This is a genomic window from Streptomyces sp. Z26, assembly GCF_003665095.1.
GTDB classification, from domain to species: domain Bacteria; phylum Actinomycetota; class Actinomycetes; order Streptomycetales; family Streptomycetaceae; genus Streptomyces; species Streptomyces phytohabitans.
Genome location: NZ_RCHV01000002.1, coordinates 3,401,766 through 3,415,494 on the forward strand (window position 1 = coordinate 3,401,766; position 13,729 = coordinate 3,415,494).

At 72.8% G+C, this 13,729-nt stretch carries 12 protein-coding genes and 1 pseudogene; 9 read left to right on the forward strand and 4 right to left on the reverse strand.

The features are described from left to right. Nucleotides 1-300 precede the first annotated feature (300 nt). Entirely contained in the window at nt 301-843 is a 543-nt protein-coding gene (locus D7M15_RS15110; RefSeq protein ID WP_121517995.1) for a GNAT family N-acetyltransferase, read from the forward strand. Here the strand turns inward: D7M15_RS15110 and D7M15_RS15115 are convergent. Beyond that, a complete protein-coding gene (locus tag D7M15_RS15115) occupies nt 826-2,409 on the reverse strand; it encodes an asparagine synthase-related protein (RefSeq protein WP_121517996.1) in 1,584 nt (527 codons plus the stop codon). The two genes, D7M15_RS15110 and D7M15_RS15115, sit on opposite strands and share 18 nt — an antisense overlap. A gap of 66 nt (nt 2,410-2,475) precedes the next feature. After that, nucleotides 2,476-2,601 carry a hypothetical protein gene (locus D7M15_RS29420; protein ID WP_257578117.1) on the reverse strand — a complete coding sequence of 42 codons (126 nt, stop codon included), beginning with the start codon at nt 2,599-2,601 and terminating at the stop codon, nt 2,476-2,478. A 431-nt stretch (nt 2,602-3,032) separates the two neighbouring features. On the opposite strand from D7M15_RS29420, the gene D7M15_RS15120 reads away from it, so the two are divergent. Then, nucleotides 3,033-4,370 (forward strand): XRE family transcriptional regulator, encoded by a 1,338-nt coding sequence (locus D7M15_RS15120; RefSeq protein WP_121517997.1) that lies wholly within the window; start codon nt 3,033-3,035, stop codon nt 4,368-4,370. A 4-nt stretch (nt 4,371-4,374) separates the two neighbouring features. Here the strand turns inward: D7M15_RS15120 and cutA are convergent, their stop codons facing one another. Continuing rightward, nucleotides 4,375-4,701: a divalent-cation tolerance protein CutA gene (gene cutA / locus D7M15_RS15125; protein ID WP_121517998.1), complete on the reverse strand. Its 327-nt coding sequence runs from the start codon at nt 4,699-4,701 to the stop codon at nt 4,375-4,377. A 209-nt stretch (nt 4,702-4,910) separates the two neighbouring features. Between cutA and D7M15_RS15130 the strand changes: the two genes are divergently transcribed. The 4 genes from D7M15_RS15130 (at nt 4,911) to D7M15_RS15145 (ending at nt 10,774) form a co-directional block, all read left to right on the forward strand. Next, nucleotides 4,911-5,468: a hypothetical protein gene (locus D7M15_RS15130; RefSeq protein WP_121517999.1), complete on the forward strand. Its 558-nt coding sequence runs from the start codon at nt 4,911-4,913 to the stop codon at nt 5,466-5,468. Nucleotides 5,469-6,127: 659 nt separating this feature from the next. Then, nucleotides 6,128-7,924: an SPFH domain-containing protein gene (locus tag D7M15_RS15135; RefSeq protein WP_121520813.1), complete on the forward strand. Its 1,797-nt coding sequence runs from the start codon at nt 6,128-6,130 to the stop codon at nt 7,922-7,924. Beyond that, nucleotides 7,921-9,285, forward strand: coding sequence for an SPFH domain-containing protein (locus D7M15_RS15140; RefSeq protein WP_121518000.1), 1,365 nt, complete (start codon nt 7,921-7,923; stop codon nt 9,283-9,285). The genes D7M15_RS15135 and D7M15_RS15140 overlap by 4 nt, the downstream gene beginning before the upstream one ends. A 190-nt stretch (nt 9,286-9,475) precedes the next feature. After that, nucleotides 9,476-10,774 (forward strand): FAD-binding protein, encoded by a 1,299-nt coding sequence (locus D7M15_RS15145; RefSeq protein WP_121518001.1) that lies wholly within the window; start codon nt 9,476-9,478, stop codon nt 10,772-10,774. Nucleotides 10,775-10,822: 48 nt separating this feature from the next. Here D7M15_RS15145 and D7M15_RS15150 read toward each other — a convergent pair. Then, a pseudogene (locus D7M15_RS15150) lies at nt 10,823-11,008 on the reverse strand (DUF397 domain-containing protein); the annotation flags it as partial. Nucleotides 11,009-11,252: 244 nt separating this feature from the next. Between D7M15_RS15150 and D7M15_RS15155 the strand changes: the two are divergent. From D7M15_RS15155 to D7M15_RS15165, 3 genes are all read left to right on the forward strand, one after another. Then, complete coding sequence (locus D7M15_RS15155) at nt 11,253-11,891, forward strand: HhH-GPD-type base excision DNA repair protein (protein ID WP_121518002.1); 639 nt, start codon at nt 11,253-11,255, stop codon at nt 11,889-11,891. A 130-nt stretch (nt 11,892-12,021) separates the two neighbouring features. Next, entirely contained in the window at nt 12,022-13,002 is a 981-nt protein-coding gene (locus D7M15_RS15160) for a zinc-binding dehydrogenase (RefSeq protein WP_121518003.1), read from the forward strand. Between the two features lie 65 nt (nt 13,003-13,067). After that, a complete protein-coding gene (locus D7M15_RS15165; RefSeq protein ID WP_121518004.1) occupies nt 13,068-13,694 on the forward strand; it encodes a TetR/AcrR family transcriptional regulator in 627 nt (208 codons plus the stop codon). Nucleotides 13,695-13,729: the final 35 nt, after the last annotated feature.

Below are 13,729 nucleotides of genomic sequence, written 5' to 3' on the forward strand. Positions count from 1 at the left end.
TCGGGCGCGGGCCCGCACCTCAGCCGGTCGACAGGGAGCCGACTCCGCGGCAACAGCGACGGACCGGCTGACATGGCCCGGCGCCTCTCGGAGGCTCCGGGCCATGCCCCCTGACACGGATCACGACGTCACGGCTCGACAGCAGATGTCGCCGTTGCCGCTACAGGTGCCGCAGGTCTTCCCCGTATCGGGGTCGGCGCCGGTTCCTCCGCAATCGGGGCAACCACCCGCGGAACGCGGCGAGCGAGGGGTGGGCGGGACTACGGTGGTGCCGGCTCGTCCAGTCGAAGGGACACTGCGATGTTCGTGATCCGCCGTGCGACAACGGCCGACCGGGAAGCGGTCGAGGAGCTGACGCGAGCGCGCGCGCACTGGATGGCTGCGCGGGGTGTCAGGGGCGCTCAGGGCTGGGAGCGGTTCGCCGGGGAGTCGGGCCGCCAGGCAGCCGCGCCGGACACGCCCGTGTGGGTCGTCGCGACGGAGGCGGGGCGCGTGATCGGTCGGACGACGCTCGGAGAGCAGACGCCGTTGTGGGGCTGGACGGAGGAGGAGCAGGCGCAGCCCGCGTACTTCCTCAACACGACCCTGACACACCCGGAGTTCGCCGGTCAGCGCGTGGGCTCCCTGCTCGCCTGGTGGGCGGTGGACCGGGCCGCCGCGACCGGCCGGGGATGGGTCCGCCGTGCGGTCGGCCCTGACCCCGGGTTGCTGCGGTACTACTGCGACGTTCAGGGCTGGCGGATCATCCACCGAGTGGAGCGCCACGGGGAAGACGCGTACATGCTGGGGCGTGAGGCTGAGCCGCTCCCGGCCCTCGCGCGTCATCTACTCACCCCCGCCTGACATCCCACGCAAGCCGATCTCGGTGGACGCGATCTGAAACAGCGTCCGATCCATCTCCTCGTGCGGACTTTTCAGGAATTCCGAGTCCACCGTCTTCGCGAGTCCGTCTCCGTCCACGAATCCGGCGTCAATCAGCGCGGCGCCTTCTCGGAGCATGGATTCCAGGAACGGGACGACGTTTTCGCGCATCGCGGCGTTCATCGCGTGGGCGAAGTTCTCCGGGACCGGAGCATGAACGGCTTCCGGAGAGAGGCCGAGGCGGGCCAGGCGAAGCCTGTTCAATGCTTTGTGCTCCCGCCAGGGGCGCGGTAGCCATTCCGCGAATCTGATCAACTCCGGGTCCGCGAGCGGCGATACGGGCCACAGCCCGTTGCGCATGAACTGCGGGGTGCGGCACGCGAATGCCAGGAGCGTGCTGTCGTACAGCACCGGGGACGGTGCGATGCCGTCGTTGATGTGGTCCAGGACGGCCAGCGTCCGCTTTCCGGTCCAAGGCCCCGGGGCCGGGGCCTCCCCAGCGGGTGGGCGTTCGTCGTCGCGTAGGGAGGTGAGTTCGTCACCGCCCGTGCCGCCGAACGACCACCGGACGCCCGTCCGTGTCAGGGCACGCATCATGGCTTCTTCCGCCTCGCTCCAGGGGTCGTCGTACGGGCTGACCGCCTGGCCGTTCGCGCGTCGACCAGCGGGGTTGAGCGGCAGATGCGCCATCACGTCCACGCACATGTCCTGTGCCACCCCGAAGGCGCTGATCATCTCTTTGCGGCGGCGGATCTGCTGCTCGCGGGCCTCGCCGCCGAGGAGCATGGCGGCGGCTGTGATCTCCGGGCGGCCGGGCGCCGCGAGACCGGCCGCGACGTTCGCCGAGTCCATCCCGCCGGACAACTCCACCGCGGCGTGGTCCGGGAAGAAGTGCCGTTGCGCGATCGCGTGCGCGAGCAGTTGTTCGTACGCGTCGAGCACATCCGTGCCCGGCCGCAGCGCCCGAGGCTCGGTGTGTGGAGCCCCCGGCGGGTGGACCAGCGCGAGACCGTCGACGGTCCACCACGCAGTGGAACGCTCCGTGAGCCGGTGCACGCCCTGCCACAGGGTGTCGTGGGTGTACCGATGCTGGAGCCGCAGCAGACGGGCGACCTCACGGTCCACCAGTGCGCCGACGCGGCAGTGCCTGCGGAGATCGGCCAGATCCCATGAACCGTCCAACGTGCCGCCGCCGCTTGCGAGGTAGAGCGGCGCCACGGCCCAAGTGCCCGCTCGGACCGTCGCTGTACGGGGTGTCAGCTCGATGGCCGTCCAGTCCAACGGCCCGTGGCTGGCAGCCCGCAGGCGTGCTCGGTAGGCGTCCGGGCTCATGCGGACCGGCGGACCGGCGGGCGACGGTTCTGCTCCGCGTCTGCGTTCTGTCGAGATCACCGCAACTGCCGTACCGTCGCAGATCATTTCGTGGCAGAGGGCCGGGTGCACGTAGGGCTCGATGCGGGATGCGCCGTGCTGCCACTCGTGGCCGGTCCATGTCCACTCGACCGGGCCGTTCTCCCAGCTGGCGCGCGTAACGCTGAACTTGAGCAAGGAGTTCTCCTCTCGGACTGGAACGGCCCACCGTCAGCAAGGACGGTGGGCCGTGGGACTTCGGGGCTACTCGTGTTCGTCCCGCTCGGTGTTCGTGTCGCTGTTGCCGGAGAACTTCTTGGTCTCCAGCCGTTCGCGGAGCGTCGGCACGGTGAAGACCGGCGTTCCCGAGAACACGTCTTCCAGGTTCATGCGTTGTCCCTCTCTTCTGCTGTTGCGGGCCGTCAGGGAAAGCCACCTGCCCGCGCTGCTGGGCTGGCCGACCGATGCGCGGAACAGGGGCGGCCGTGGGGGCGCCTGCGCGACGGCTCAGGAGGCCCCCGGGCGGTGCTTCGTCTCTCCTGCCGGGGCCTCGTCCTCGGCCGCTTCCCGTCGGCGTTTTCCCCAGGGGAGCATGCGGAGGCTCAACAGCAGCTCGAGAGTGTGGGAGATGAGAAGCGGCACGTCAGCGCTCCCCTCAGCTGTGGCCATGCCCGGACCGTGCCCTCGGTCGCGGGGACTGTTTGCCAACTGTCCTGCTGAGCAAGGGTGCTGACTTCCCGTCGATGGGTACCCCATGATGGGTAGGCTGAGAGTCACATCATTGCGACACACTGTCACCAGCGGGCGCAACGGGGCACCTCATGACCGCGTACCACCCACCGACAGCGCTGCCGCGTGCCCTCCTGAATCGGGAGGACATGCGAGCAGCCATCACAGCCCACGACTTCGGCACCGTGTTTCTCCTCGCACGGGCAGAAGCCCGGATCAGTTACTCGAAGATCGCGGCCGAGTGCGGCATCAAGCCGGAGCGCGTAGGCGCCCTGGCTCGCGGGGACGGCAGCGTGACAACGTTCCAGAAGATCGCCACCATCGCCGACGCCTTACGTATTCCCGGGCACATGCTCGGCCTCGTCCCCCGCGACTGGGAGGCGGTTGAGCAGCCGCCCCGACAATCCGCCGCTCCCATAGGCACTACCGGCACGACCCGAGACGGAGACAGCACAGTGCGGCGAAGGGAGTTCTTCAAAACCTCGGCCACGGCCGGACTGGCAGCCGGCCTACCCGAACTCGCCCCACCCGCGATCGGCCGCCGGATCGGCCGCGACGTCCCGGACCGACTGCGTCAGCGCACCGCCCGCCTCCGTCGCCTCGATGACGTTCTCGGCGGAGGCGACACCTACCGCGTCTATCTCGGTGAGTACCAGTCCACCAAGGCCATGATCCGGGAAGCCAGGTACACCGAGCGGACCGGTCGTGCTCTGCTCTCCGTGCTGGCCGAGCAGGCACAGCAGGCCGGATGGGCCGCGTTCGACGCGGGCAAGCACGCTGACGCTCGTGGCCTGTACGAAGCCAGCCATGAGTCCGCCACGGAAGCCGGAGACGCATCCCTCGCCGGAAACGCCCTCGCCTTCCTCGCCTATCAGAGGCTCGACGGTGATCGGGCCGCCGGAGTCGAGACCGCCGAGCAGTCCTGCCGCACCGCAGGCCCAGACGCCCCACCCGGTGTCCGGGCGCTGCTTCACGAACGCCTTGCGTGGGCCTACGCAGTCGCCGGGGACGAGGGCGGGACAGAACGGGCGCTGAGCACTGCTCAAGCTGCCCTTGATGACAACGACGGCGCACCGCAGCCCGATTGGGTCGCCTGGGTGGACCGGGACGAACTCCGCATCATGACCGGCCGGTGCTGGACCGAACTGCGCCGCCCGCTCCGCGCGGTTCCCGTGCTGGAAGACGTGCTCGCCCGCTACGGCGACACCCACGCCCGGGACAAGAGCCTGTACCTGTCCTGGCTGGCCGAGTCCTACCTGGCCGCTCGGGAAGTCGAGCAGGCCGCGACGGTCGCCAGCCGGGCGCTGGACTTGTCCACCGGAGTCGCCTCCGTACGTCCTCGCCAGCGCCTCGAACCGACGCTGCGGGCGCTCGGCCCTCACCGGGACCTGTCGCTGGTGGCCGTGGTTCTCGAACGTGCCAGGGCGTGAGAGATTAGCCCTCGTCCTGCTGGGTGGTCCTGTCGATCCAACGCAGGTAGCCCTCTGCCCCGGTGAGTGGCACCGCCGAGATCTCCGGGTTCTTCCAGGGATGATGCTCCAGGAGAAGCGCTTCCAGCGCGGCGTACCGGTCGGCGCGGGTCTTCAGCAGGATCTGCCACTCTTCGCCAGTGCCGAACTCGCCTTGATGCCAGAACACCGACGCCACCGGACCGACGATCTGTGCACCCGCCGCCAACCGGGCCGCCACAACCGACTGCGCCAGCTTCACGGCGTCATCGCGGCTTTCCGCGGCCGTGGCCACCTGTAGGTACTCAGCCATGCGGGCGAGCCTAGCCCCGGATCAGGTCCGGGCACATGAGGCATCGAGCCGTCGACGGGTCCTCCGGTGTCCTCTCCCGGAGTGGGCGTCGTACGGCGGTGGGTGGAGCGGTGTGCGGTGCGCGCGTGTTCGCGTACAACCGTCCGTCCCCTTCGGTGGTCACACCATCATCACCCCCCGCGCCACGTGCCTTCACATCCGGGAGCGCCATGACGCAGCAGCAGCGCCCGTCGCGACAGCAGTACGGCCACGCCACCGAGCCCCCGCCGTCCCCGTCGCCCAACAAGCAGGTCCAGCCGCTCTGGCTCGCGGTCGGCGTGGCCGCCGGGCTGATCGTCGTCGCCTCGGCGCTCGGCGGCGGCGACCGCGGCGCCCCCGTGGACGCCGATGGGGAGCGGGCGGCGGCCCGGCAGGGCCCGGAGGAGCGGGCGCGGCCGGAGCCGACGCCCACGCCCGGACCGGTGGCCGCGCCCGTACGCGCCGTGGCGGACGGGGAGTTCGGGAACGGGCGGCACGTCGTGGGGCGGGACGTGGCGCCGGGCACGTACGAGTCCACGGGCGCGGTGGACGGCGCGGACGGCGGTTGCGTCGTCACGACGGCGTCGGCGGGCGGCGGGGCGCCGCAGCGCGCGACCACGTCGGCGGACGAGACCGGCACCGGCACCGGCACCGGTATCGGTGGCGCGGACGGGCGGGTGCTCATCACGTTGGAGGACGACGACGGCACGGTGACCGTACGGGGCTGCGCGCCGTTCACCGCGCGCTGAACGACCGCCGTACGGCACGCCGTTCGGGCCACCGTACGGGCCGGTGCGCGGGCGGACGACGCCCTCCGCGCGCGTGTTTCCCGCCCTCCGCGCGCGCGGAGGTGGTCTTCCGTGCGGACGGAGGCCGGGAAGTGGGCGGACGGTGGTCAGAAAGTCCGCGGACGGATGACGGAAACGGACCGCACCGCTCGTGCCACCCGCACGGAACGACCGGGCAACCGGGCCGCCCGGCTCGCTTCCGGGTCCGCGCACTGACCCGGTGGCCGTGAGCTGCGAGGATGGCCGCCGCGTCGCCCCCGACCACCGCTGCCGGGCCCGTACGGACGGCCCGCCGGGCGGTACGTCCCTCGTGCGGTGGTCCGACTCCCGCGAGCGGTCCGCCCGTTGCCGCTGACCGAACCGACCGGACCGGACCGTGGGCGGCGGCGCGGCCGGGCGCCCGAGGGGCGCCGACCGGGGCGACCGTCCCCGGCACCACGTGGCTCCGCCGCGCGCGCGGTGGGCCGCTGTACGGGGAGCGATCCCGCCGCCCCGCCGCGCGCCGCCGCCCGTCACACGGCGCGACGCGCAACCGTGGGCGGTACACGCGGCGTGTAGAGAGGTTCACGCCCGCGTGGCGCGCGTACGTGCCGTACGCGTGCCGTACGCGCGGCGTACGGATGGCAGAACAACGGCGACAGGGGGCTCGTGTGGCACGTGTTCAGGACGTGAGGAGAGCCGCTCGCGCGGTGGCCGGAGGGGCCGACCCGCGGGCGGTGTTCGAGGAGGAGGTCCGCCGCCGGACCGGTGGCGGCAGCGGTGGTGGCGGCGGTGGCCGCAACGGCGGTGGCGGCCGGGACGACGGGGACGCCGACGCCTACGGGAGCGACGGCGACGGGGACGGCGGTCGCCAACGCCCGTCCCAGCAGGACGGCATGGACCCGTCCGACTTCCCCGCCGCCCGCGAACAGGGCGGCGACATCGACACGGTGATGTCGGAGCGCTCCGTCCCGCTGGACGAGGCGGGCGAGACGCTGAACCGCAGCGAGCAGGTGCGCGAGAACGGCCGCAAGGTGCACGCGATCTGCCCGATGGTGATCCCGCGCGGCCGCTCGTTCCTGAGCATGCTGCCGGTGTCGCTGCTGCTCGTGGTCGGCGCGGTCGGTTCGGCGGCGGTGGCGGCCTCCTCCGGCGGCGTGCTCACGCACCCGCTGTTCGGCTGGCACTACTGGCTGATGTCGCTGGGCGCGGTGGGCTTCGTGTGGTGGCGGCAGGGCATGGTGATGGTGCCCGACGGCTGCCACGCGCTGATCACCCGCTTCGGGAAGCTGGAGCAGGTGGTGGGCCCGGGTCGGGTGATCCTGCTGAACCCGTGGAAGCGGGTGTCGTACATCGTGAACACCACGCGCGAGTACCCGTTCAACGCGCCCGTGCGGGAGGCCCCGACGAAGGGCGGCGTGAAGGCGTCGATCGACCTGTTCATCCAGTTCCGGATCAGTGACCCGGTCGAGTTCGTCTACACGTTGGGCGCGGTGCGCGGCTTCCAGGAGAAGCTGAGCAACGCCGTGAGCGAGACGATCCGCAGCCTCATCTACGAGCAGGAGGCCGCGACGATCTACGACATGGTGGGCGAGGACACCGGGCGGCTGCTGGAGCAGCTGAACCAGCAGTTCCGGCCCGCCGTCGAGCTGACCAACGCCAACATCACGCACGCCGAGCCCGCCGACCGCAACTACCGCATGGACCTGGCCGCGCCGGAGATGGTGCGGTTGGCCAAGGAGGCGTACACGCACGAGTACGCGCTCCAGCTCCGCAAGGAGCAGGACGAGGGCGACCTGAGCCGCGAACTGGCCACCCGGCGCGAGACGTTGTCCTCGATCCAGGCGGACATCGCGCAGCACCAGGCGCGGATGGACACGGCCGTGGAACGGGAGACGAACCGCGCGCGGGCCCTGGCCCGGCAGCGCTACGTACAGGCGGAGTCCGAGGCGAAGGCGAATGCGGCGCTGCTGGAGGCGCAGGCGCTGGACATCCGCGCGGTGACGGCGGCGGAGGCGCCGGAGATCCTGGAGTACCGCTACCAGCAGCAGGTCCTGGACACCCTCGAAGAGGTGGCCGGTCACCTGCCGCGGCTGGTACGGATCGGCGGCGCCGTCGACGACGGGAACGGCGGGAACGGCGGTACGGGCGTGGACTTCCTCGCCCTCGCGCGCGAACTCGTCGGCGAGCACGGCGGGGAGCTGTTCCCGGAGGGCGAGATGGCGGCCGTACGGGCGCGGTTGGCCGAGGTGTCCGCGCGGATCGACAGCAGGCAGGCGGAGATCGCCACCCTGCTGGCGGCGGCGGACCGGCCGACGGTCCCCGACCCGGCCACCGGCGGCACCCCGGACGGCGCCACCCCGGACGGCGGCACCGGCACTGGCACGGAGACCGGCACCGGCACCGGCACCGACCACGACGAGGAGAGCGCCGAATGAGCAAGGGACGCGCCGGCCGCCGGTCGGTGATCACGGAACAGGTCGCCCCCTGGGGCGACATCCCGCAGCTCCTGCGCGGGGGCGAGGCGGGGACGATCGTCCCGGTCATCATCCCGCGCAACCGCCAACGGGTGTGGTGGATGGCCCCGTTGTGGCTCGGCGTCCTCGCGCTGCTGACGGCCGTCATGGCGGGTCTGGCGGGCTCGGACGCCGACACGGCGGCCGGTCTCGCGTACGGCACCCTCGCCACGCTCTCGTACCTCGGCGGCGTGCTGCTGCTGGCGGTCGGCGGGCTGTGGTGGTGGCGTTCGTCGATCGTCCGGATCGAGCAGGGCACCACCGGCATCCTCACCCGTTACGGCGCCATCGCCCGCACCCTCGACCCCGGCCGGCACTTCCTGTGGCACCCGTGGTCCCGGGTGGAGTTCGTCGTGGACACGGCCACGGAGATCCCGTACTCGGCGCCGGTCGTGGCCTGCCCGACGCGGGAGAACGTGCCGCTGCGGTCCATCGAGTTCTTCCTGAAGTTCCGCATCACGGACGCCGTGCTGTTCGTCCGGACCATCGGCGCGGGCAACTTCGACCTCGTGCTGTCCAACGCCGTCCAGGACGCCATCCGGCAGCGCGGCCGCCAGGTGCGTACCGAGCGGGCGTACGACCTGCGCGGCTCGGACGTCGCGGACATGCAGGAGCTGCTCAACCACCAGCTGTCCCGCTACGGGGTGCGCATCACCGGCAGCAACATCCCGGACGTGCAGCTGCCCGCGCAGTACCAGCAGCACCTCGCCACCCGCGAGCGCGTCGCGAAGGAGCGCACCGCGTACGAGCAGGAGTGGGGGCTCACCCGCAAGCGCCGTACGGACAGCCTCCAGATGGACATCGAGCGGGCGAAGAAGGTACGGGACGCGCGCATCGTGGAGGTGCGGGCGGCGCTCAACAAGGCGCGGGAGGACGTCGCGCAGCTGCTGGAGGAGCGGGAGACGGACGCGCAGAACGTGCGCTTCGAGATCGAGACGCGCGGCCGCAGCGGCCTGATCGCGGCCGAGAACGAGGCGCGGGCGCAGCGCAGGCTGGCGCAGGCGTACCGCGACAACCGCGCGGTGCTCCAGTACGAGTTGGCGCGCCGCCGCCTGGAGGTGGGCGCGACCCTCGCGGGCAACGCCCCGCAGCCGCTGGTCGTACGGACGGACGGCGGGGGCGGTGGCGACACCTCGGCGCTGTCGACGCTGATCACGGCGCAGCTGCTGCCGCGCCTCGCGGCGCTCCCCTCGGGCGACGCCGCGGCCGGTGCCCCGGCCGCCGGTGGCGGCAAGGGCGCGGCGCGCGCGAAGGGCGGTTCCGGCGGGGACGGTACGGCGTAGCCGCGCGCGTGGGCGTGACGTACGGGGCGGGCGTACGGGTCGGTGGCGGGCCACGGGTCCGTAGGCGCGCCCCGTACGCCCGCCCCGTCTGGCCGGAACGCCCCGCTGACCGGCACACTCGTCGGAGCGCGCGCCGTACGCGGGGCGTACCCACGGAACGCGTACACCTACGGAGAGGGAGCCGGAGCCCATGACGGGAAACGTGACGAACTGGGCGCGGAACATCACGTTCCAGGCGTCCGGCGGCCTCCGCACCCCGGAGTCCCTCGACGAGCTGTGCGCGGTGGTCGGCGGGGCGGAGCGCGTACGGGCGCTGGGCGCCGGGCACTCGTTCAACCGCGTCGCCGACACCACCGGCACCCTCGTCAGCCTCAGCCGCATGCCCCACCTGACGGAGGTGGACGCGGACGCGCGCACCGTACGCGTCGGCGCGGGCGCGACCTTCGCCCAACTGTGCGCCGCGCTCCGCCCGTACGGCCTCGCCCTCGCCAACCTGCCGTCCACGCCGCACTTCACGCTCGCGGGCGCGTACGCCACCGGCACGCACGGCTCGGGCGACGCCCACGGCTCACTCGCCACCGCCGTACGCGCCGTCGAACTCGTCACCGCCGACGGCGGGTTGAGCACCGTACGGCGCGGCGACCCGGACTTCGACGGGACCGTCACCTCGCTCGGCGCGCTCGGCGTCGCCCACGCCGTCACCCTCGACCTGCGCCCGGCCTTCGAGGTCGAGCAGCACGTCCACGAGGGCCTGCCGTGGGAGGTGCTCACCGAGCACCTCGACACCCTCCTCGCCTCCGCCTACAGCGTCAGCGCCTTCACCGACTGGGGCGGCGACGCCGTACGGCTGTGGCTGAAGCGCCGTACCGGCGACCCGCTGCCCGACCTCGGCTGGACCGGTGCCCGCCCGGCCACGCGCGCGCACCACCCGATCGAGGGACTTCCGGCGGCCAACTCCACCGAGCAGCTGGGCGTCAGCGGCGCGTGGGACGAACGGCTGCCGCACTTCCGTTCCGGTTTCCTGCCCAGCTCGGGCGCGGAGTTGCAGTCCGAGTACCTGGTGCCGCGCGCGGACGGCGCCGCCGCCGTGACCGCCCTACGGGAGCTGCGGCCCTGGTTCGCGCCCGTACTCCAGGTCGCGGAGATCCGCAGCGTGGCCGCCGACACGCACTGGCTCAGCCCCAACTCCGGGCGGGACAGCGTCGGATTCCACTTCACCTGGGTCCGGGACGCGGACGCCGTCGCCCCCGTCGTCGCGCGCATGGAGGAGGCGCTCGCGCCCTTCGACGCGCGCCCGCACTGGGGCAAGGTCTTCGCCACGGCGCCGGACGTGCTGCGCGGCTCGTACGCGCGCTGGGACGACTTCGCGGACCTGCTGCGCCGCCGCGACCCGGCTGGCACCTTCCGCAACGCCCTGGTCGACCACCTCTTCCCGGCGACGCCCGACCCGGCGACGCCCGACCCGGCGGCGCCCGACCCGGCGGCGTAGCCGGGCGCCACCGGGGCCGCCGCTACGCGCCGCGGGGGCGTGCCGTACGAAGGCGGTGAACTGGCCGTCGGTGAAGGCGAGTCGGGGCCCGTGCGGGTCCTTGCTGTCGCGCAGGAGCCGTCCTCCCTCGGGAAGGGCGGCCACCTCGACGCAGTTGCCGCTGTTCCCCGAGTACGAGGACCTCACCCAGTCCGGCCCGATGGCCGTCGCGTACTCGACGTGCGGCTGCTCCATGGTCACTCCATCTCCTCCATGGCGCTCGTGATGAGCGCCCGCGACTCGTCGACGTTCGCGGCGGCCATGTCGAGCCGCCGGAACGGGGTGGTGTACGCCTCCACGTCGGGGACGTCCTCGTAGCACGCCGTGCGGCGCGCCTGCCCCCGAACGGAACAGGCGCGATACCGGCCACCCGTGCGCGGTGACGCGCGGTGCCCGTGTCCCGGTCGCGCGGGGGCGGTGCGGGCGCGATCATCGGGGGATGGACACGACCGTACGCCTCGCCCAGCAGCCGGAAGCCGACGCGCTCCTCAGCCGCGACCCGCTCGCCGCCCTCGTCGGGATGCTGCTGGACCAGCAGGTGGCGATGGAGTGGGCGTTCACCGGCCCGTACACCATCGCCCGCCGCATGGGTCGGGACACGCTCGACGCCGGGGAGATCGCGGCGTACGGGCCCGAGGAGTTCGCGGCGCTGCTGGTGGAGAAGCCCGCGGTGCACCGGTACCCGGGGTCGATGGCGAAGCGGGTGCAGCAGTTGTGCCGCCACCTCGTCGACGAGTACGGCGGCGACCCGCGCGCCGTCTGGCGCGACGCGGCGACCGGTCGCGAACTGCTCGCCCGCCTCAACGCCCTGCCCGGCTACGGGAAGCAGAAGTCGCAGATCTTCGTGGCGCTGCTCGGCAAGCAGTACGGCGTACGGCCCGAGGGCTGGCGCGAGGCGGCGGGCGCGTACGGCGAGGAGGGCGCGTACCGCTCGGTCGCGGACATCACCGGGCCGGAGTCCCTGGACCGCGTACGGGCGCACAAGCGTGAGATGAAGCAGGCGGCGAAGACGGCGAAGACGGAGAAGGCCGCGGAGTCGGAGAAGACGGCGGGCGCGGGCAAGACGCCGAAGGGGTAACGGGGCCGCCGTGGGCGGAGTTGAGGGCGGCGGTCGTACGGGGGTCGTGCGGGCGCGTGTTGACGGGTGCCGTGCGCCCGCATATCGTTCCGATCCGGATCGGAACGGAACGATTGAGGAGTCCCCCGCCATGCGCGCAGCCGTCGTCAAGTCCCCCGACCACCTGGCCGTCACGGAGCTGCCGGACCCGGTGCCCGCCGCCGGAGAGGTGCTGGTCGAGGTCGACGCCGCCGGGGCCGGATACGTGGACGTGACGGCGGTACGCGGCGGCTACCGCACCCCGCTCCACCCCGGCGACATCCCCGGCATGGAGGTCGCCGGTCGGGTCACGGCGGTCGGGCCGGACGTCCCCGACGCCCTCGTCGGGCAGCGCGTACTCGCCCTGATGCTGGAGGCGGGCGGCTACGCGGAACGCGCCGTGACCGGCGCCGACGCCGTACTCCCCCTGCCCGACGGGCTCGACGCGGACGCCGCCGTCGCCGCCGGGATCAACGCGATGGTCGCGGAGATCGCCCTCCGGCGCGCGGGGTTGCGGGCCGGGGAACGCGTACTCGTCCTCGGCGCGGGCGGCGGCATCGGCGTCCTCGCCACCCAACTCGCGCACGCGCGGGGGGCCGAGGTCACCGCCGTCACCTCGTCCGCCGAGCGCGCCGCACGGCTGCGCGCGCTCGGCGCCACGCGCACCGTCGACCGCCACAGCGTCACCGTCCCCGAAGGGACGGGGGCGGGTACGGGCGAGGCGGACGCGTACGGCACGTACGACCTCGTCCTCGACACCGTCGCCGGTCCCGACACGGCCAAGCACCTGCGCCTCCTCCGTACGGAGGGCCGCTACGTACTGTGCGGCGCCGCCGCGGGCGCACCCGGCGCGGACACCCTCACGGCGCTGCTGACCGACTTCCACAAGTCACCGACGCTGTACGTCCTCAGCCTCAACTCCGTGAGCACGCAGGAGCGTCGGCAGTCCTGGCGGCGGGTCACCGAGCTGATCACCGAGGGCGGCCTCACGCCCGTGGTCGACGAACGCCTCCCCCTCGACGAGGCGGACGCGGCGCTGCGGAGGGTGGCGGAGGGGCGGCAGTTCGGGAAGGTCGTCCTGCTGCCTCGGTAGGCTGGCCCGCGCGCGGAGCCCGGTACGGGCGGCAGGGACGCGCGCGCGGACGCGGGGAGAGAGCGATGGCACGGCAGCGGGACGAACGCATCGACCACGCCGTACTGGCCGCCGTCACCGCCCTCCTGCGCGAGGTCGGCTACTCCGCCCTCACCATGGAGGCCATCGCCCAACGCGCGGGCACCACGAAACCCGCCATCCGCCGCCGCTGGCGCACCCGACGGCACCTGGTCGTCGCGGCCATGGCCGAGGAGCGCATCGGGGTGGTGGACGTCGACACCGGATGCACCCACTGCGACATCGTCGAACACCTCGACGCCCTCCGTACGGGCCTCGCGGACCCCGCCCTCGCCCACGTACTGCCCGCCCTCATCGCCGACCTCGCGGACGACCCGGAACTGCGCGCGACCTTCCTCGACGTCGTGTGGGAGCCGCGCCGGGAGGCGTGCCACGCGTCCCTGGAGAAGGGCCGCGCGCGCGGCGACCTCCGTACGGGCGTCGACCCGGAGACGGTGCTCGACCTGTTCGCCGCACCGGTCTTCTTCCGCGTGCTGTTCGGCCACCGCCCGGCGGGCCCGGGCTTCCCGGAGGAGGTGACCCGCGCCGTGCTGGGCGGCGTCGGCCGCGGCGCCATCTGCGCCCGCACGCCGGAACGGGCGGGGGAACGCTTACGCACGCGGGGTGACGGGTAGGGCTGCGGGCGGTCGCGGTGCCCGCACCGGGGCAT